This window comes from Methanobrevibacter gottschalkii DSM 11977 (assembly GCF_003814835.1).
Classification (GTDB): Archaea; Methanobacteriota; Methanobacteria; order Methanobacteriales; family Methanobacteriaceae; genus Methanocatella; species Methanocatella gottschalkii.
The window spans coordinates 23,187-43,856 of sequence record NZ_RKRG01000002.1 but is presented as its reverse complement, the minus strand read 5'-3'; the positions used below and the strand labels follow the sequence as shown (position 1 = coordinate 43,856).

The 20,670-nt window shown below is 27.7% G+C and carries 13 protein-coding genes and 1 pseudogene; 4 read left to right on the top strand and 10 right to left on the bottom strand.

Annotation, left to right across the window (positions count from 1 at the left end; all coding sequences use genetic code 11):
- Positions 1 to 26: 26 nt before the first annotated feature.
- Entirely contained in the window at positions 27 to 1,694 is a 1,668-nt protein-coding gene (locus EDC42_RS03855) for a hypothetical protein (protein WP_143741082.1), read from the bottom strand.
- A gap of 139 nt (positions 1,695 to 1,833) precedes the next feature.
- Between EDC42_RS03855 and EDC42_RS03850 the strand changes: the two genes are divergently transcribed.
- Together EDC42_RS03850 and EDC42_RS09440 are read left to right on the top strand one after the other, a co-directional pair.
- Entirely contained in the window at positions 1,834 to 2,850 is a 1,017-nt protein-coding gene (locus EDC42_RS03850) for a tetratricopeptide repeat protein (protein WP_069574879.1), read from the top strand.
- A 115-nt stretch (positions 2,851 to 2,965) separates the two neighbouring features.
- Positions 2,966 to 3,103 carry a hypothetical protein gene (locus tag EDC42_RS09440; RefSeq protein WP_158005588.1) on the top strand — a complete coding sequence of 46 codons (138 nt, stop codon included), beginning with the start codon at positions 2,966 to 2,968 and terminating at the stop codon, positions 3,101 to 3,103.
- Here EDC42_RS09440 and EDC42_RS09605 read toward each other — a convergent pair whose 3' ends face one another.
- From EDC42_RS09605 to EDC42_RS03800, 9 genes and pseudogenes are all read right to left on the bottom strand, one after another.
- Entirely contained in the window at positions 3,104 to 5,062 is a 1,959-nt protein-coding gene (locus tag EDC42_RS09605) for a hypothetical protein (protein WP_083234865.1), read from the bottom strand.
- A 565-nt stretch (positions 5,063 to 5,627) separates the two neighbouring features.
- Positions 5,628 to 6,290, bottom strand: coding sequence for a hypothetical protein (locus EDC42_RS03835; RefSeq protein ID WP_069574881.1), 663 nt, complete (start codon positions 6,288 to 6,290; stop codon positions 5,628 to 5,630).
- Positions 6,291 to 6,356: 66 nt separating this feature from the next.
- Positions 6,357 to 6,590 carry a hypothetical protein gene (locus EDC42_RS03830; RefSeq protein ID WP_069574882.1) on the bottom strand — a complete coding sequence of 78 codons (234 nt, stop codon included), beginning with the start codon at positions 6,588 to 6,590 and terminating at the stop codon, positions 6,357 to 6,359.
- A 270-nt stretch (positions 6,591 to 6,860) separates the two neighbouring features.
- The gene (locus tag EDC42_RS03825) at positions 6,861 to 7,565 is read right to left on the bottom strand and encodes a tetratricopeptide repeat protein (protein WP_342773155.1); all 705 of its coding nucleotides are present in this window, start codon (positions 7,563 to 7,565) and stop codon (positions 6,861 to 6,863) included.
- Between the two features lie 44 nt (positions 7,566 to 7,609).
- Complete coding sequence (locus tag EDC42_RS03820) at positions 7,610 to 8,563, bottom strand: zinc ribbon domain-containing protein (RefSeq protein ID WP_069574884.1); 954 nt, start codon at positions 8,561 to 8,563, stop codon at positions 7,610 to 7,612.
- Positions 8,564 to 8,593: 30 nt separating this feature from the next.
- Positions 8,594 to 10,492, bottom strand: a complete 1,899-nt coding sequence (locus EDC42_RS03815) for a hypothetical protein (protein WP_083234866.1) — start codon at positions 10,490 to 10,492, stop codon at positions 8,594 to 8,596.
- 115 nt (positions 10,493 to 10,607) lie between these two features.
- Positions 10,608 to 11,909, bottom strand: coding sequence for a hypothetical protein (locus EDC42_RS03810; RefSeq protein WP_069572781.1), 1,302 nt, complete (start codon positions 11,907 to 11,909; stop codon positions 10,608 to 10,610).
- Positions 11,910 to 12,038: 129 nt separating this feature from the next.
- Positions 12,039 to 13,094 (bottom strand): annotated as a pseudogene (locus tag EDC42_RS03805) (transposase).
- 303 nt (positions 13,095 to 13,397) lie between these two features.
- Entirely contained in the window at positions 13,398 to 16,913 is a 3,516-nt protein-coding gene (locus tag EDC42_RS03800) for a hypothetical protein (RefSeq protein WP_069572779.1), read from the bottom strand.
- A 439-nt stretch (positions 16,914 to 17,352) separates the two neighbouring features.
- On the opposite strand from EDC42_RS03800, the gene EDC42_RS03795 reads away from it, so the two are divergent.
- Both EDC42_RS03795 and EDC42_RS03790 read left to right on the top strand, forming a co-directional pair.
- The gene (locus tag EDC42_RS03795; RefSeq protein WP_069572777.1) at positions 17,353 to 18,381 is read left to right on the top strand and encodes an NOG1 family protein; all 1,029 of its coding nucleotides are present in this window, start codon (positions 17,353 to 17,355) and stop codon (positions 18,379 to 18,381) included.
- A 995-nt stretch (positions 18,382 to 19,376) separates the two neighbouring features.
- A complete protein-coding gene (locus tag EDC42_RS03790) occupies positions 19,377 to 20,540 on the top strand; it encodes an AAA family ATPase (RefSeq protein WP_069572770.1) in 1,164 nt (387 codons plus the stop codon).
- Positions 20,541 to 20,670 lie beyond the last annotated feature (130 nt).

Here is a 20,670-nt window from a genome sequence, read left to right as displayed (position 1 = left end):
TTTTATTATATTATTTATTATTTATTTTATATAAAATATACATTTTGGCCATCATCACATCCTTCCCATTCCATGTAGAGTTTGTTGTCTTCCCATACGAAACGGACGTTATTGACAATAGCTACATCAGGAAGCTCACAATAGGTGACACCGTCTGCATCCTTTACATAATTTGCCTGGGCCATGATGTTTGACTCTGAAGGCACGATCATATTAACAACGTGAGTTATCTCATCCTGTTCAAAACTGCAATCTCCAAGATCAATACAGTTCTGAGATTCCCGATACATTTCAACCTCAGACATCTGACGATAAACTCTAATGTAATCAGTATCCTCATTATTTTGAAGATTAACGATTGACAACAGCCTTAAGTCATGGCCTTCAACCGGATTGCATTCACCGGCACTGTCAATATAGATTCTTGTATTCGGCAATATGTCTTCAGCCACTGGCCTTTTGAGTTTTAATCTAAAGACATCACCTAACACGGCCACAGCAACTAATGTTAATCCTGAAGTCTTAACCTGGACTTTACCTAAAAGATAACCGAAAGCCAATTCTCCTGCTTGAGCTTTTCTAACAATTGTATGTTCCATTGTTGAAGACATATCTAAAGTTACCATATCGCCGACTGCACATTGATTGGAACAAATCCAAGCAGTATGTTCATCATTAACATATGTTCTTTCGCCCTCATCTAAAAGACAAGCTATTACATCCATTTTCTCTGTATGTTCAAGGCCTGTTGGATATCCACGGCCATGTCCGATTGTTGAATTTACATCATAATCAATAATCATTTTAAAACACCCAAGATAAATTTTAGTTGGATTATTTCTGCTGAACCCTTCAATATAATCTGATGTATTCGATGTTCCTGTTCCAACACGATTATGAAAATGATATTGTTTCCAGTTTCCCTCTTCATCACTTCCCTGATTGTAAGCATCAAATGAACTGGCCAATACTAAAGTCTTAGCACCAGTGAACATGCAATAATCTTTTTCCCCACCCCAATAGTTGACAGTAGCCTTTACATTAGACTCATCAGGTGAGAGAGTTCCATCAATTTGCATCATGATGCCTCCAATGGTTGAACCGTGATATGTTGCATTATCATTAACAAAAACATTACCGTTAATATATTTGAATCTGGCTACAACAACACGATTGTTGGCTAATGGTTGGCCTGAAGCAAATGTGGTAAACAAATCAGTTGGAGAAGTTCCTTCGAGGTTAGGAACAAATCTAGCTCTTAAAAATTGGCCCCCATCTGTTGAGTCATTGTTTGATGATAAACCGGAGTAGTTCATGAAAAATTGTGAGTATGTATCATTATTTGCATCAAACATTAAAACTTCATTACCAGTTGATAAAGTGCTTGCGAATGCTGTTCCTGTATCATGAACGTCCAAGAGTAGCTTTGTGTTTTGTGAAATCTGACCAACAGAAACCCTTGCAAGTATTGCTGCGCCTTGTGATCCATAAGATGGAATGTATACTACCTGACATTCAGTACCATTGGAAGTTTTGATCTTCAGGTTTTTCAAATCACTTCTGAAATAATTGGAGTAAGAACTGCTGGCTAAATTATCCAGGAAGATATAATCATGGCCGGATGAATAGCTACTGCTCCTCTGGTTGTAATTGCTCATGACAATATTGATTTGTAATTTTTTCTGCAATGTCATGATTAATATTTTATTATCCTTTTTATATAAATTATATAATAAATAAAATAATAAACATATTTTTTATAATTTATTTGAAAGTAAAATTAATTAAAAATTACCAACAAAAAATATAATCATAGCAATTGTTCGGTGAAATATGTTAAACATTATTAACAAAAATCAGGAAATTAAAGAGGAATTTTTTTATTTGGAAAGGAAAGCTCTGAGATTTTATAAAAGAAAAAAATATAAACAATCTTTTGAATATTATAAAAAGGTTTTAAAAGCCAGTAACGAATTTAAAAATAATTCCAATGAATCACATTTCAAATGGTATGATGAAATACTATCAAACTGTTTGAAAAAATACTCTGACAATTACGATGAATTTTTTAAATGCATTTATTCAATGAATATAGAAAATTATGATGCATGGTTTGATAAAGCAAAATTATATGGCAATAATAATAAGCGCAATGAAGCAATCATATACTGTTATAAATTATTAAAGATTAGACCAGATGATTTGGATCTTTTAGAGTTCACAGGCCATAACTTATGTTTTTCACATAGATATGATGAATCTTTGAAAATTTATGATATTGCATTAAGTATAGATAAAAATAACAAAGATCTTATTCAAGACAAATGGTATGTATATTATACTTCAGACAGAATATACGATACATTAGAATTCTGTAAAAATTTAGAAAATACTGATGATATTACTTCCACAGATTATCAGGCATTAGGTTTTAGATTTGAGGAAAAAGAAGAATATGAAACTGCTTTATGGTGTTATAAAAAAGGATTTGAAATTGAAGAAACTGATCATAAAGAGTTCGATACTGACTCTGTTGATGCTATTAAACGCATGCTACTTAAATTATCTATTGATGACTATTCATACATTAATGAATTTTATCTTGAATGGATTTCAAAAATAGAACATAAATTTGAAACTACAAACTGTTCAAAATGTGGTGGAAAATTAACTCCGATAATTTATGGGCTCGTTGTAGGTGATGAAGTATTTGAAGAACAAGAAAAGGGCAATATTATTGTTGGTGGATGTTCCGTTGATGAATCTAGTCCTACACATTATTGTAAAAAATGCGATGAAGAATTTAACTTTAGATTCAATGGATTAAAAATTGATTATCCATTTTACTAGACAAAACCATTATGTTATAAAGATAATAGGTAAATTAAGTTATTATATTAATGATTCACAGGATGAAAAAGGCATTAAAATTGAAAAATTAAAAAATAAAATGAGGAATTATGGATTGAATGATTTAGAATTTGATGCATTAATCAACAAATTAATTGATATTGGTTATCTCAATAAATCTAATGAATGCAATATTAGTTTATGTGAGGATAATTACTATTCATTATATGATGTTTTAACCTTGCACAAATAACTAATCAAAGATTAATTTTGCTATAATTTGATCTCTAACAAAAATAACTTCAATTTCACAATCTTCACCAAATTTATCATAAATTCTACCTGCACTCATAGTACCTTTTACAACAGTACGAACACTATTTGCAACATATGCTATTGTTATATTATCAGATTTAACAGCAATGGCCTCCATATCATATGGATTATCTGGTTCTTTTACAATATTAAAAATAGAACCCTTTTTAAATAAACTTTTATTATTAAATGATATAATAGTAATTAATACATCATTTTTATAATTTTCAAGTAATTTATTAATTTCGACTTCCAGATTAGATTTTTCATCCCTTTTGTTTTTTGTAATCTTTCTTTTTTTATTTTTCTCTTTTATTATTGTTTTATTTTGAGTAAAATCTTTCATTTCATTATAAGGTATATGTATAATTCCTTTTTGAGTTGATGTTTTTCTTTTCTCATCAAGTTCATATCTAATTCTTTGAATAACATCAACATATTCAGTATTAGTTTTTATATCAGGATTTTCAAGTAATACTTTTAATCTGGACTCTGCCTCTTGGCGAACCAAATAAATTACACAATATGGTCTATCATATTCTTGAAAACCAGGATCCATAATGGAAATATTAATTAATGCAAAATCATTAGAGATTTTACTTACTGCTTTTCTTCTAACATGCATCTGAGGATCAGTTAAAGCAATTTGAGTTAAAATTGATTCATCATAGATATTTTCCAACGCTTCACTTCTACAATGAGAGTCACGACAATTTAGTGCAATTTGGATTAAAAAAGATTCATCAGTGATATTTTTTAAAGCATAACGGCCGTATTTAGTATTGTTAACAATATCTTTTAAAAATGAATCATCATGAATATTTTTTAAAGCAGCCGGTATTACATCCCAAGCAAATGCTTCTGAACTAAAATCACGATTAACTAAATCTTTTAAAAATGACTCATCATGAATTTTTTCAACGGCAGCTTTACAAACATGACTATCCACATCATTACATACTACTTCTTTTAAATAATCTGTATTTTGAATAGCTTTAACAAAATATGTCCTGCGAAGCCAATTATTATCTTTTTTAACAAGATTAAATAATAAACTATCATCAATATGTTGAATATCTAATTTATCTACTTCAATTTCATGATCATTTGCGATTATATCTGTTGCAATAGCTTGATTAGATATTTTTTCTATAGCTTTTTCTCGAACAAATCGTTGAGGGTGATTTTTTGCAATATCTATTAAAACATCATCATTTGTAATATTTCTTATCGCAGATAACTTATAATGCACATCATAATTATTTAAAGCCACATCAATTAAAAATTCTTGATTATGTATATTTTTTAGAGCTTCAATGCCCATAGCTTGATTATAATCATTTATTACAATTTCTTTTAATAATGACTCATCATGAATGTTTTCTACAGCAATCGTACATAATGAATATTCACGTGATTCATCAAATGATTTGGATTTGTCTATAAAATCTTTTCGTGTATGTTTTAATCTTTTTTTAACAAAATTAACTAGCAAATTTTCATTTTTAATTTTTTTAATTGCATGCCATTTAATATGGAAATCTCTTCCATTTTCTGCAAAATCCATTAATATATATTCATCATCAATCTGAGATAATGCATCCTCCCAAACTTCATATATTGGAGATTTATCTACAATCTCTTTTAATAATTCATCATTTTGAACTTTACTAACTGCTAACCTACATATATACGAATTAGAATTATTAATTGCAATATCTGCCAATATTGATTCATCATTTATTTTATTAACAGCTAAAGCACGAATATACCATTCACGATCTGTTTCTGCAATATGGCATAGCTCTTCATTATCATTTGAATTATTTATTTTGTTTTTCCAATTTTCCCAATCTTTAAACTCAATTGGTGAGATAAAAATATTATTTGAAACCACGAAAAACACCTAATTTATGTTAAACTTGTTTATATCATATAATATGTATATTTTTCATTGTTAATAGTTGGCATTGAAATTTAAAAAAGACTTTATCAAACTATAACAACATAAATTATTTTATATTATATCAATTACCTGCATCTATGTTATTAAACAACTAATAAAAGATTATGTTCCGTCCGACCGAAGGGAGGACTGGACGCCTTGAGCGTAAGCGAAAGGCCATACTATAGACCTAACAATAATTGCTTTGTCAAGCTCGAGGAACAGGGGCTTGTTCCCCTGTTCCGGTTTTAGATTTGGAATAGATGAATTTGTCAAATTTAAGAACCGACCCTTTAGCGGTCGGTTCGGGGTTAAGTTTGGTAAACTTTATTTTGTTTGCATTGGCATTCGTGGGTAATTAAAAGGGGGCTTGTCCCCCTTTAATTAGGCATTAAGGGTTTCAATGCACGATATTTTAGGAGAAGTGAAAACACCTAACACTTCCCCAATGAATAACGAGTTTTCCTACATATCAAAAATTTTAGCTCCGGTGAAAAGCAATAAAACACCATCATTGCTAAATTCTGGTACGATTAAAACCCATATCTTTCAATATCTTATTATATTCTTCACGAGTTGTAAAAGATGGTGCATCTTCATTTCCAGTGCTGCCGGTTTCACCGGTTTCACCTACATCACCGGAGTTTGAAGGGTTGCGACCACCAGGTGTTGAACCATCATTACTAGCTTCAATTTTAATTCTTCTTTCAGCCAGCTTTTCCATTAATTCCATATCAACATCACCAGATAATAGCTTATCAATTATCTCTTTATCTTGGGCGTTTTCATTATAGTTGAAGTTATATTTAGCTTCGTATTCTTTTATTTTCCTTTCATTTTCAGCTTTTCGCAGTTCAGATAATTCTTTTAGAATATCATCTTTAGAATCTATAAATTCCTTATTTTCTTCAATAGCTTTTTTAATTTCATCATATTTTTTAGATTCTTCTTTTAGATTATTTATTTCATCCTGAAGCTTTCCAATCTCTACATCCTTGCCTTGAAGCTTTTCTAAAAGCAAGCTGGTTGCGACATTAGCATCTTTGCTAGGTGCAGGCTGAGGTTGTCCTTGTGGTGCGGGATTTGGATTTCCTGTTGCACCAGTATTTCCGGTTATTTCAGAATTCAATAAGGTAATTTTTCTAGGGTTTTTAGTTACACCGACATCTATTAAGCTCATAGTATCAATTCCAAATGAATCTCCTTTATCTTTTAATAAGACATCAACTTTAGGAGATAATCCTTTTCATTCCATATCCAGTTCGTCCGGAACTTCAATGAATAGCTTTCCTTTCTCATATTCAATATTGTTTCCGATGCCTACGTAGATATTGTCATGCTCTGAAGTTAACGGAATTCCTCCCCTATAGTTTTCAGCTATTAGCTTTAGATCATCTTCGCTCCATATTACCGGTTTGTCAAGTCTATCATCCAAGTCAGAATAATCATAGGATCCAACTTCAAAAAGTTCATGCCTCATCATTATCACTTTTTATTATATTATTTATTATATATTTTATTACTTATTTTATATAAATATATATTATATTTTAATCTGCTCCAGTTAAAATTATTTCATAAAAAGTTTACTATAATAAATAATATTATAGGGTTAAATCATGGACAGACAACAAAATTATGAATAAAATTCATTTACAATAAAAAAAATAGCTATTAATAAAAATAGAAAGAAAAAAATAAGAAATTAATTAATTTAAAGTTAAATAGAGATTTAACTATTCAAAATGAATTATTTTATTTTTTCCATTAATTCAGATTTTTTAAGTTGTATCTCTTTATTTCTAGGTTCAATTTCCAAACATTTATTATAACATTTCATCGCTTCATCATATCTATTTAGTTCTTCTAAACAATAGCCTTTATATTGAAATGCATAGAAAAAATCAGAAATTTCAAGTGCTTCATCAAAATATTCAATAGCTCTTTCATATTCTTTCAAATCATATAGAATACAACCTTTTGAAGAAATTATCGCTTCTTTATTATTTACATTATCACATTTTAATGTTTTGTCATACCATTCAAATGCCTCTTCTAGATTTCCTGAAAAATAAAGTATATCTGCTTTTCTTTCTAAATATTCTGCATCATCAGGAAATATCTCTAAAGAATTATTACAATCTTCTAAAAGTTCATTAAAGCAATTTTTAGATTTTTCTTTATCAAATTTTGATAATGCAATAGCTTTAGACAATTTAGCTTGTTTATAGAAATGATAAATATGATCATCCTTATTAATTAACAAATCATAACAGTTAACTTCCTCTTCAAATCTTCCTAAATTATGCAATAGCCTGCCTTTTTTCAAATAAGCTTCATCATAATCTGGCTCTTCATTAATAGTTTCATCATAGACTTCTAAAGCATCATCATATCTTTCTAATTCAATTAATGCATCTGCTTTAAAATTTCTAGCATAACCAGTTGAAAAGATTTTTAATGCAGCATCATAACATTCAATTGCTTCTTCAAAACGATTTAATTCACAAAATACTTCTGCTTTAGATAATAATGCTCCATCATGATAGGATTTAATTCAGCATCTACAGTAAAACTTTTTAGTGCTTCTTCATATTTTCCAATTTCTTTTTCTAAACGCCCTTTTGTATCCCATAGCTGTTTATTATCAGGATTTAGTTCTAAAGATTTATTATAATATTCAATTGCCTTTTCATTATCATGAATATAAAGATGATAAACATCTCCAATTTTTTCATAGTATTTCTCATTTGTTGGATTCAATTCAATAGCTTTTTTGTAAGACTCTATTTCACAATAATAATCATTATTTAAATAACATAAGAATGCTTTTCGTATCCATAATTCTTCATTTTTAGGATTTATTTCAAGAGCTTTAGAATAACATTCGATTGCATCTTCTTTTTTATCAAGTTCATTTAATACTTCGCCTTTCAAAATCCAAATCTCTTCATTTAATTCATTTTCTTGAAGTTCTTGATTACATCTTTTTAAAAGATTATTTAAGATAATCTCCGCATTATTCTCATCGCTCCTACGTTCATCTTTTTTAAGAGCTTTTGATTTAGATAATAATAACTTCATATTATCTTTATTAATTTTTAAACCTGCATCACAACATTTTTTAGCTTTATGCATTGTGCGATCATTCAAAAATTCTGATTTATTCACCCAAGCATCAATATTATATTTATTAAACTTTATAGCTTCATTAAAATAATCACTGGGACTACTTGTCATACCATGCATCAAACCTTCTCTATTCAACCTATCAGATTTCATTTCGTTTGTTTCTTCAATTGGTTTTCCACCACATTTTGGACAAACTAAAATATCTTTAGTAAGTTTTTCTTCACAATTGCTACATACATTAAATTCTACTTTCTCAATACCGCAATATGGACAATAGCTTAAATAATCATTATAAATACCGTTACAATTATAACATTGCATTGTTTTCACACACACTTCTGAAAAATTTTTTTAACCGTTTAAATGTAATTCAGCATATTTTTTATAGATTTTAATATCATCTTCATATACTGTTTTTAATTTAAGTATATCTTTACCACTGAACTCTATAACCTCTTCTGCCAAGTTGACAAAAGTATCGGGATAATCATTCCCATCACCAATATTTAAAACTTTATTTCCTTCAAAAACTAAACTTAAATACCAATTATATCCATCAAAACCACACCATTTATGATATATGGCTTTATTCCAAAATTCATCAAAAACCCATTCATACACACGGTTCTTTTCAAGAAGAGATACTATTTTTTCAATTTCATCATTACTTAAATCATCTTTTTCAATTAAACCGGAGGTGGTTCCTTTTAATAAATCAACATAGATATTATAACCTATACCAAAATGTAAAACTGCCTCATGCCCATATTCAATATATTCTAATGATAATTTATCCCCCGTTTCTTTATCATAAACACCATCATTACAAATATCATAATCAAATGGATTTATTATATTTTTAAAGTTTTTAATATTTAATACATCAAAGCCTAGCAATTCTTCAAATAAACTACCTAATTTTTTCCAAAGCTCATAGTTGTTAGTTAAATTATATGATTTCTCACCCATGGGAGTGTGAATAGTGATAAGATTCTGATAATAATTTTTATCATAAAACCACATGTGTGGCTTCTCATCAATGAATTTTAATTCATTAATTTCATTTAAGAAATTATCTAATTTTTGTTCATCTAATTTGATTTCTTCTTTGACAATATTTTCATAGAATAATTTTGAAACAGAATAATTCTTTTTAGATAAGTCTCTAGAAATGTGTTCACGAGGTTCATAAAGATCATAATTATCATAAGGTATAATAACAGAATTTTCACAATCTAAAGTGAACTCATAATGTTTTCTATCATCTAAAAGAATAGTTTGAGAAATTTCAATTTTTTTGATTATATTCCTTTTTTTAGCTAATTTATTTTCACCAAAGGATTTAATGAAATTTTGCTGTTCTTTATCTATTTCATTAATTCTTAACAAATCCTCTTTAAAGTTTAAAATTTCGTTTCCCAAATGAATATAAGTGTCTGGATAAGCATTATCTCCTCTTAAATTCAAAACTCTACCATTTTCAAATATTAATTCGATGAACCATGAATTTCCTTTAAAATCATTGAAATCATCGCTTTCAATTATATTTTCAGCGTAATCTTTATCATACCATTTATAAACGCCATAATCTTCCAATAGTTCAATAATCTTTTCAAAATCACTATCTTCTGAATCGATAGAAAAATTAAAAGGATTGAATGGTTCTTCAAAAGAAACAATATTAAAATTTAATTTTTTTAAATTCAGTTTATTATTTGTTTGTTTTTCATAAACCCCTTCTGAAGTTATATTATAATATAATGGAGTGATTAAATTATTTAAATTAATATTTAACAAATCAAAGCCCAATAAATCAATAATTAAATTGCCTAATGGAATCCAATTTTTTGGATAATTATTGACATATTGATAATTGCTTTCATGAATTTTAAATATTTCAGGTGCATCATCATAAAAATTTTTTTCACTAAATGTAATGTTACTCAATTGCCAGATTCCAGGAATTTCTTCATCATGAGAATATTTAATTTTATCAAATTCAGAATAAAGTTTTTGACAATCATCTTCATTCAAATCAAAAATTTTATTTTCTTCTGCAATTAAAAGGGAATTTGCAATTTTTAAATTAGAATCATCAGTATAAATTAAAGCATTATCTTTTCTGAAATCTTCTGTAATGTCTTGAGATATGAGTTGTGCCTTTTTATTCTTGAAATCGAACTCAAAATAACTGTGATAATGTTGAGGACCTAAATTATATCTTTGATATATTCCCATTTTTTCTTTCATAATAATCCTCGCCAAGATTGTTTATTAAATGATATTAATATGTATATATGAAATTTAATAAAAAGTTATCTAAAAGGTAAAATAAAATATTTGTAAAAAGTTTAAATCATATTTATTATACCTCCACACCATTTTCACTTAAAATCCTTTCACCGACAGGCTGCTCTTCTTCAAAGTTACTGAGATAATTCTTATAGATTTCATCACCTTCGGAAGAAAGTTCCATAATGTATCTTAAAACATCATCTCTTGAATAGCTGAAATATATATCTAAAGTTTCACTGATGCCCATTAACTCCAACTGCAAGTTCAATAGCTGATTGCAATACTTTAACACCCATTTCTGGTCGTTGGCCACATTAACAATGAATCCTGTAATAGCTGAATCGTTAATGTACTCAGCAACGTTCTGATTAGACTTCTCATTACCTGCTTGAGACTGAGGAGTTACAAAAGTCCTTAAGATATTATTCCTAAAGATTTCTGTTTGTCTTGTATAGTCAGACTGGTAGTTGTTACCACCAAGGATTTTACTTTCAATTCCTGGAGGCACAATAGCTACATTACTTCCGGCAGTAGTTCCATAATCAGCATAAAGATTTTCCTTAGCGGTGCTTGAAAGTTCGGTGATGTAAGGTTGGCCGTTTGCATCCATCGCAGGCTTTACTTCAATAATATTATCCTTGTTGATACGTTCCACTTGATTTCGTTCCAAATTGCACTTGTGGTATATATCATCAAGGCAATTTAGGATAATGCTTTGAGCTTCACAGTATATCTCATTATACATGAAGTTAATAACTTCTTCAGGTTCGTACTTGACCGTTAATGTTCCCTCTTCGACACTAACATAATTATCAAACTCTTCCGGAGATCCATTAACAATATCCTTAGGCATTTCATGAAGATATAGCTGCACTTCATTATCATCATTAAATTCTTTTTTCAATCCATAACCGTGTGCGCCTATTTCTAAAAATACCGGTTTAATGTATTTGCCAATGCTTTTATCCCAACGTTGTACAGGTTTAATTAAACCTTCCCCATCAACCATTCCACCTTGCAGAATATTTTTAGCTACTTGAGAAATGTCAATTTTTCTCGCCCACAAAATTAAAGTCAACTTCTGCTCTTGAGATAATTTATTTTCCTTATCAACAAGCACCATATTAACATTTGCTTTATCAATTCTATTTTTCAAGATACCTGAAGTGTAACCGTCAAGTTTAACAGCATAACGAGCATTAGTTATTGTCTTATTAATAACTGGCGGAAGTGCATCAGGCAAGTCAAGGCCAGTGTTGATTCCATCAGTTCTAGGTTGTCTTTCATCTTCACCACAATAGCTGCGCTTAGTGTTATACTGCTCCACACGATTATTCAATAATCTAGTTTTAATATAATCAGTAATTCCCATAATAATCATTTCATATTTTTTTATTATATTATTTATTATATTTTTTATATAAAATAAGTAATAAAATTAATGGAAACAGAAAAATTAGTGGCGGGGAAGAGATGAAAATATTTTAGGGGTCTGAATTTTTTAGTTCTCAGATAATTGCTGTATGGCCGTTTTTGAGTAGTATCCTTGTGATATGATTAGGGCTCCTAAAAATACATTTAGATATACTGTTTTTTCAACTGATTTTGGTGTGTATTTGTGTATTTCTCTCATGTTGAGTCCTTGTTTGAGTAATTTGAAAAAGCCTTCTATTTTTCCTCGATTGGTTTGAATTTCTTCCAATTGTCTAGTTTTTTTAGTAATTCATGTTTTAAATTGTCGTAGAATCTTTTTTCAGTTATGATTTTCTTTGTTTTCTTAAATGTCTGCAATGGGTATGATAATTGGCCATTGAGTTTATTTCTTTTGAAATTGTCTCTTGGAAAAATGAAAGGAACGATTTTATATTTGCTAATTCCAATTTGGTAATTTTCATAGCTGTAATATCCTTTATCAAGAATTAATGTGTCCTCTTTTTGAATTATTTGTCTTTTTTGTAGGTTTTCCATTATTTCGTCAAAAAGTTTTGCATCACCCAGCGCTCCAAAATGGATTAAAATACAAACATGATTAATACTATCATAATCAATGACAACAGTTGCTTTAAATCCAATATAAAATCCTTTGGAGGAAGAATAACTCCATTTTAAATTCAATGTTTTGAGCTACTCTTTTGTCTTTTTATTTCGATTAAAATTAAAATCTAAGTCCACTGGTGTTGCATCAACAATGAAAATCTTTTTTCCTCTTCTTTTAACACGATTTCTTGAATTTAGAATACAATTTAATGCTTTCATGAGTTTTTCTGAATCTTGGAGTGATAAAGTTTTATAAACTTAATCTGCACTCCAAACTTTAGAAAAATTAAAGTATTTACGAAGTTTTTCTTTAGATTCAAGTTCACTTAGGATGAATGGAATATCTAAACCAAAAAATATGCTAATAAATATGATTTTAAAAGTAAATACTTGTTTCCAGGTTTTTTAAGCCAAATGAAGATAAAATTTCAAAGCTTTCTCTACAATCCCTAATTTTAAATATTTCTGTTAACAAAGTATAATTTGGATCTTTAATATCTAAATTTAATCTGTGTTTCATTTTTATCGCCAAATAAATATTTGTAACACGTAATATTTAAATTTATTAGTATTAAGACCTTTTTTATTAAAATAAATAATAATTACAACGTATTTTTAAAAACCATCAAAAATAAATATGAAAAATAAGAAAAATAAAATGAATCTGACCGAATTTTAACCAAAAAAATTCAGACCCCTAAAAAGATTTCATAATTGAGGACGACATAATTGTTGATTTAAAAATAAAAAAAGGAAGATTTGAAATCAAATAATTATCGGACACCCCCGAAATTCTTAAATTGACGGCATTGACTATATTCAATCAATCTAAAGTTCTGCATTTAACACTAAACTCAACATCATACAGCATATTATCTTCTTTAATATTAGACTCAAATAATATTTTTAAATCATCACGATTTCCATTTTCTTTAATAAATTTTGCAACATTAATAAATGATTCAATATTTTGATTATTATTTAAATATAGTCTTAATATATTATTTATCCTATTTTTATTTAAGCAGTTATTTTCAAAATTTATTTGCCAAAAACTATAATTATCATACAATTCCATATCAGAAACTATGTTTTTATCTGTTTTACAGTATTTAGAAAATTGATTTTTATCTAAATTTCGACATGCTTTTCTTATCCATCGACAATACCCTAATTCTTCAGCTTTTCTAAATATTAAATCAAGATCAGAATTTTTAAAATAAACCAAATATTGTATTATTTCATTAAAATGAGACTCTGTTGAAAATTTATCATATCCTTCCATATATAAGAAATTTATTGTAAAATGTTCAAACAATGTTTCATCTGGTTTAATTTCAACAAATAACTCATTATTTAATCCAATGCTTAAATTTGTGCATAAATAAAAGTTTAATTGTATGAATATTCTGTAATATTTAATTTTATCCCAATATTGTTTTATGTAATATTCTGCATCTTCTAACGGTATTTTTGCAAGACATTGCATTAAATGCACATAGTCATATCCATCCTGAATTTCTTTATTTTCATTAAGTTCCATATCTTTAAAACATTTTTCAACAAATAATTTTGCCTCATCATTCCAAACATTATGGATTTCATTCAAAACCACATTTTCATCGAAATTTTTAATAAATGAATTTAACGCCGTTAAGTCACCTAATCTAATTCTAGTGATTAGAGACTCAGAAAAAAGAATGTTATCTTTGTCAATTTTTTGTAATTTTGGAAGATCATTTTCATTACAATTCATTGCCCATAATCTAAACGCATATTTTTTAGAATGACCTTTTATATCTTCTTTTTTATAATAGTTTTCTAAAAAAATTCTAGATTCTGAAGATATCTGAATTCTTCTAAAAAATGGAAGTATATCAAATAAATACTCATTATCGGAAAGATAATCTAAAGTCATTTTAAATGATAGTGGTTTATTTAATTCACTGCAAATATACCATATTGAATGTTTTATATTAGAAAATTCCTGAAAGTTAAAGCCTAAGTAATTTAAAACATTATCAGTTACAGGGTAATCTCTAAAAGTTAATCTTAGTTCTTCAATAAATGGAAATCGAATTTCATCATCTTTTTTTCCAAACATGTCCCATTTTTCTAAAAGATTCTTAATAAAATCCATATCATTATTTATGCACCTAAATGCTGCAAAAAGGATAATATATAAATTATCTTCTTTAATTTCAAATAACTTAACTGAAGATTTTATGATTTCTTCTAATTCTTCAAATCCTAAATATCCTGCTAATAAAAAGGTACCGCATAATAAATCATCATCTAGTTTATCAGACGACAATATTCTTTTTATATCTTCAATTATTTTAGATTTATAATGAATTTTAACATGTTCTATTGTCTGCTTAAATAATGGATAATTGTATCCAAATATATTTAGTGCTTTTTTTATACCATGTATTGTTGATCCATTTCTAAAACAAGGAATACTGGTAAAAAGAGAATTAATATTGCCCAATAGAGTTACAACCAATTCAGAATCATAAGTATATAAAGTTTTGACAACTTCTTCTTGAAAGCTTGGATATGATTCATGTTTTTCATTTGACCATTCAGTCAATATTCCTAAAATTTGTTCATAGTTTTCATTTGCATCATCAATATATTTTATGGATGCAAAAAGAGCTAAAAGGTTATTGTTTGCTAGAAATTCTATAAATTTTTTATTTTTACCAATATTATACAATGAAGCACCAATTATCTCTGCATAGAAAGGTTCCTTGAATATTTCAGATTGAGGATTATCATTAATTATTTTTGTACATGCGCTAATCAAATAATAAAATTTTATCCTATCATGTATAAAATATAAGTTTTGATTATTATTTAAATAACATATTTTTCTATCTTTAATTAATATTCTTAAAATTTTTTTATCTCTGTCACTGACAAACCATGAATCAATTTCAAGTAGATTTGGGGTTAATATATAATTTTCCAACATATTTTGAGATAATTTTAATAGAATTCTTTCATAATCTTGAGGTAAAAATTCTTCTTCATCTAATTCTTCAAATTTTCGATTTAAGAAAATTTGAAATGCATTATTGATTAAATCATCCCAATTTTTGAATTTATTTAATTCTGAGATAAAAAGACCAATATAAAATGGATCATTATCTAATTTTTTTAGATAATTTTTTACTTCTAAATCAGACAAGACAATGCCTTTGTCTTTGGCTGTGTTTTTTAAAATTTTTATCCCATCTTCATCTTTTAGTTTTTCTATGATTATATTTGAATCGTTATCTAGATTACTACCATAATTTTTCATATTTTTTTGCCAAATTGGACAAATAAGCCGGATTTTATCATGATAATTTTCATCAGTATTTTCTTTACCCGATTTAATATTTTTCGACCAATTAATGATTTTATCAATTAATTTTTTAGGATTTTCACTCCTATTCAAATCATCAAAAATCAATAAAAAATTATCATTGGAATTAAAGTTTAATGCTTTAAATCCACTATTTTTTTCTAATTTTGGACAATATTGATGTAAAAGTTCATCTAATGTATAATTTAAATTAGAAGAATTTTTTAAAAATTCTTCAGATATCCACAAACCATATCCTCCATTATTAATATGTCTTTTGAGTATTTGAAAAGAAATTACACTTTTGCCATATCCAGATTCTCCAATTAAAAAAGACAAATTATTATTACTGATATGTTTTTCAATTGAAGGTAGCTCCTCTCTTTCAATTAAATTATTAAATCCCGTTGTGTTAATGAAATTTTCATATGCTTGCAGGTTTTCATCACAAATTTTATGCAACAACGGTTTAGATAACCTTTCAACATCAATTTGTAGAAATTTTTTTCTCAAATATTGTCCATCACTATCATAATCTAAGAATTGTTTTATTGACCCTTGTTCCATAATTTCAATTTTTAAAGGAATATCAAAATTTTCATTTTCAACCTCTGTTATTAAATCTAAACCTTTATCCCCAGATAAATCTCTATTTGTCATTAAAAATAGTTTAAAAGAAGAATTTTTATTTAGATTAAAAAATTCTTTTGCCTTTTTATATGTTTTAATTATGTCACCAGGTTTATCATCAGATTTACTTAACCATTTATCTTTTAAACTATTAACTTGTGTTGTAGTTGCTTCAATAAATACAAACTCAGTTTTATCATCATTTTTTATAGTTCCAATTGCATCTATAGGACATTTTATAGGTTTTCCTTCCCGATTTAGTCCAGTCGAAATTATATTAATACCATATTGAAAATAAATTATTGAGTTCGATAGCTCCTCAAATATGCTTGATTCTATTGATTCTAATTTTAACATTGTCTGATTAATGATTATCCCCCCACCAATATTATCTTATATTACAATTCATAAATTTAGGAAATCTGGATTTTTAATTGTTATATCATCTTTTTGAACATCTTTTTAATATTGTTTATTATGGCTGATATTACATATATTTAATTGTAGATTCTGGAGGTAAAAACTTCTAGAAGTTCAGCCTCTCTAAGCTTCGTCTCCACGGGAGGAGACATTATTTCGGCATTGGGGTTCTCTAATCTCAAAATACTTTTTTTATAATTTTATCGGTTAAAACTCTAACCTAATTTATTATTATATCCATTATATAAAACAAATAATATACCCACTGAAATATCACAACCTTATCCACAAATTTAATTAACCTGCCAAATCTAAACTATAGTATAGAAAGGTTGAGAGAGAAAGCATATAAGCAACTGATATTTAGAGTGATATAATGATGATTCCAACAATACCTACACCACAAGAATTACTTGATAAAGGATTCAGCAGAGGTAAAAAACAAGCAGACTTATTAAGAGGTCAAAAAATACCTAAACATCTGAAAGGTAAAAGAATTGAGGAAAGAAGAGTGGTAACCTCTTGTCAAGTTATTAAAGATAAATTAAAATCAATTTTAGATGCAGTTCCTGAAATTGAAAGTTTACATCCCTTTTATCAGGATTATATTGATATTACAGTTGGTGTGGACGATATGAAACAGGCATTAGGTGCTCTTAACTGGGCATATGGTATAATAACCCAACTTGAAAAGGAATATGGTTCAAAAATTAGGAAAAATCCTTCTGAAAGAGCAACTGCTATTCAAAAACAAGCTTATGGAAGAATTGCATCTGTTGTAAACAAAATCAAAAAAGACTTAGATTTCCTAGACTTTGCAAAACAGAATTTAAGAAATATGCCAACAATTGATTTTGATGCCACTACAATTGTTATTGCCGGTTTTCCTAATGTAGGTAAGTCAACATTGCTCAGACAGATTACAGGAGCAGATCCCCAAGTTGCAAATTATCCATTTACAACAAAAGGTATCCAGATTGGGCATACTGAAAGACACTGGAAAAATATCCAAATTATTGATACACCGGGACTTCTTGACAGGCCTGTTTTAGAAATGAATGATATTGAAATGAATGCTATTGTTGCACTAGAACATTTAGCTGATGCAATATTATTTATCTTTGATGGATCTGAGACTTGCGGATTCCACCTGGACAATCAATACAATCTTTTAAAACAGATAGAAAAAATATTTTCAGAAATTCCAGTAATATATTTATTTAACAAAATGGACTTGGTTGAAGATGCAGAATACCTTAAAGAATACATTGATGATGAAGAAAATTCAATATTTATATCAGCAATCGAAGGAGAAGGTATAGATAAAATTAATGCGAAAATTGATAGAATTAAGAAAATAGATCGCACCCCTGCTGAAGAAGAAGATGAAGAAGGATATTACTAACATTACTTTTTATTAGCATGCGGATTTTTGCATATTTACCCATTTCTCGCTGTATTTTTACAGTTAACTGTCTGAACTTTCCGGCAAATAAAGAGTACAAATGTTCGCAAATAACAAATGAACTAGGTCATATAGTTGCCAGCAAAAAATAAAAAATATATCCTTTTAGGAAATGTAATTTTTATTTGATGTTTCAATTATTTCAAAAATTTATAATGAATTCATCCAATAATTCAATTTTTTGAATTGTATTTTTATTAAAAGGTTTTACTTTTAAAATGAAGTCAGTGTGGTTACATGAGTTATTTTACACATTTTAAATACTATTGCTCTTCAAAAACCAGGGCCAATATCAGTTCAAAAATTGGCGAATAATTTTGAATTATCCAAAACCTCTGTTTTAAATATTTTATATAATTCAAATTGAAGTGGGTATTGGTAATAAAAATAAAAGGCAAATAAAAATGCTATGAATAAATATAATTCCAATTTTGGAATTGTAGTTTCAAATAAAGCTAAAAGTATCGTTAAAGATGATGATGTGTTATTCATTTAAAATAAAACATTTTCATTAATGTAAAGAAGATTACTATATCTGAATAAAAATAAAAAACTAGTTTAAGAGTTAAAAAACTTTAAATTTACAAATTCCACTCTTATTCACATCATGCAACTTCATAATTTAAAACAAATCTGCTCTCTTTCAATACATAATCCTGGCAAAACACCAACTGATTCTAAATTAAATACACAAGTATACTAAAGGAACAACGAATAGTATTTCTCTTAAAAATGCAAACATCAGTAATTACTTAAAGTAAGTTAAAAATTGCATATTTACCATCTTATATGGATTTGGGTAATCAAAAATTTCACCATACCATTTATCTGAAAAGATTATGTTAAATTTCTAGATTCTTGAAAAACATAAGAAACATAAGAATCATAAAAATTTTTTATGTTTTTTATGAAATTGATTATCGGATGTTAACACTATGAAACATAATCCTTTTAGAAAACGGACCGGAATATTACCCTCTTATTTCACAGGTCGTGAAAACGAATTAAATGAACTTAATGAAATATACTGCTCAACAAAAAGAGGAATTCCCGGCCATTTAATATTATACGGACCGAAAGGCATTGGAAAAACATCATTGTTATTGAAATTTCAAGATGAAATATCCAATTTTGATGATGTATATTCCGTTAGAATACCTTTAATGGAAGGAAATTTTGATGATATCTACACATTAATAATAGAAAAATGTTCCGATGCTTTAAACATTAACATTGGTCATTTCTGGGAAAAAATAAATTCATTAGGCATTAACATACCGCTGATTGGAGGCATATCATTTTCACGTGAAATTCCAAAAACCAGCCCTGCTGTTGCCTTTGAAAAAATTTTAAATGTAATTTATGATGAACTAGATTCAGACAATCCTGTGTTAATTCTATTGCTTGATGATCTTCAAAGAATTATAGGCGATGACGAAACAATGAAAATATTGAGCATATTGCAGAATGCACTTGTAGAATTAAATTTACAAGGAAAAAATATAATGTTTGTAGCTACAGGTTCTGAAGACATTTTCTACAAAATACAAGACAAACTTGACTCAGCAGTACGGATATTCGAACCTTATTTAATCGGACCCCTATCCTATGATGAATTATGTGAAGCAATTAATGTTCCAAACAAAAAACAGAATGTAAGTTTTGAAGAAGATGTTTTAAAGGAAATATACTACTTATCCAATGGAATCCCATATTACATGCAAATTTTAGCTTACAGTTGCTTTGAAGAAATAAATGCAGACAATAAAGTAACCATGACTGAATTTAAAAAAGCATCTGTACATTCCTTAAATATTCTAGCTCAACGCGAATTTAAAGTATTGTTTAGCAAATCCACTACAGAAGAGCGAAAAATACTATGTTTGATGGCTGAAAGTGACAAAACAGTTTTATCATATTCATATATCAAAGATAATGCTAATCTAAATTCAGAACCATCAGCATTATTAAAGAATTTGATCAATAAAAACATGATAATTAAACCATCAAGAGGAAAATACAAATTAAAAAACAATCTTTTCAAATTATACTTGCAAAATCTGAGGATAAATCAGGATACTGGTTTAATCAATGAATAAATATTTTTGAAGGGGATTTTGTGCAAAACACGATTGTGTTTGAACTTAATGATTCCATCATACATATTAAAAATGTTTAAATCAAATGTTATGCACTGAATTATTATCTTTATTGAAATCAATCAAAATT

Coding starts and splice junctions, on each gene's coding strand:
- EDC42_RS03855 (WP_143741082.1), bottom strand. CDS start 1,694: ATGACATTGCAGAAAAAATTACAAATCAATATTGTCATGAGCAATTAC.
- EDC42_RS03850 (WP_069574879.1), top strand. CDS start 1,834: ATGTTAAACATTATTAACAAAAATCAGGAAATTAAAGAGGAATTTTTT.
- EDC42_RS03835 (WP_069574881.1), bottom strand. CDS start 6,290: ATGAGCTTAATAGATGTCGGTGTAACTAAAAACCCTAGAAAAATTACC.
- EDC42_RS03830 (WP_069574882.1), bottom strand. CDS start 6,590: ATGAGGCATGAACTTTTTGAAGTTGGATCCTATGATTATTCTGACTTG.
- EDC42_RS03820 (WP_069574884.1), bottom strand. CDS start 8,563: ATGCAATGTTATAATTGTAACGGTATTTATAATGATTATTTAAGCTAT.
- EDC42_RS03815 (WP_083234866.1), bottom strand. CDS start 10,492: ATGAAAGAAAAAATGGGAATATATCAAAGATATAATTTAGGTCCTCAA.
- EDC42_RS03810 (WP_069572781.1), bottom strand. CDS start 11,909: ATGGGAATTACTGATTATATTAAAACTAGATTATTGAATAATCGTGTG.
- EDC42_RS03800 (WP_069572779.1), bottom strand. CDS start 16,913: ATGTTAAAATTAGAATCAATAGAATCAAGCATATTTGAGGAGCTATCG.
- EDC42_RS03795 (WP_069572777.1), top strand. CDS start 17,353: ATGATGATTCCAACAATACCTACACCACAAGAATTACTTGATAAAGGA.
- EDC42_RS03790 (WP_069572770.1), top strand. CDS start 19,377: ATGAAACATAATCCTTTTAGAAAACGGACCGGAATATTACCCTCTTAT.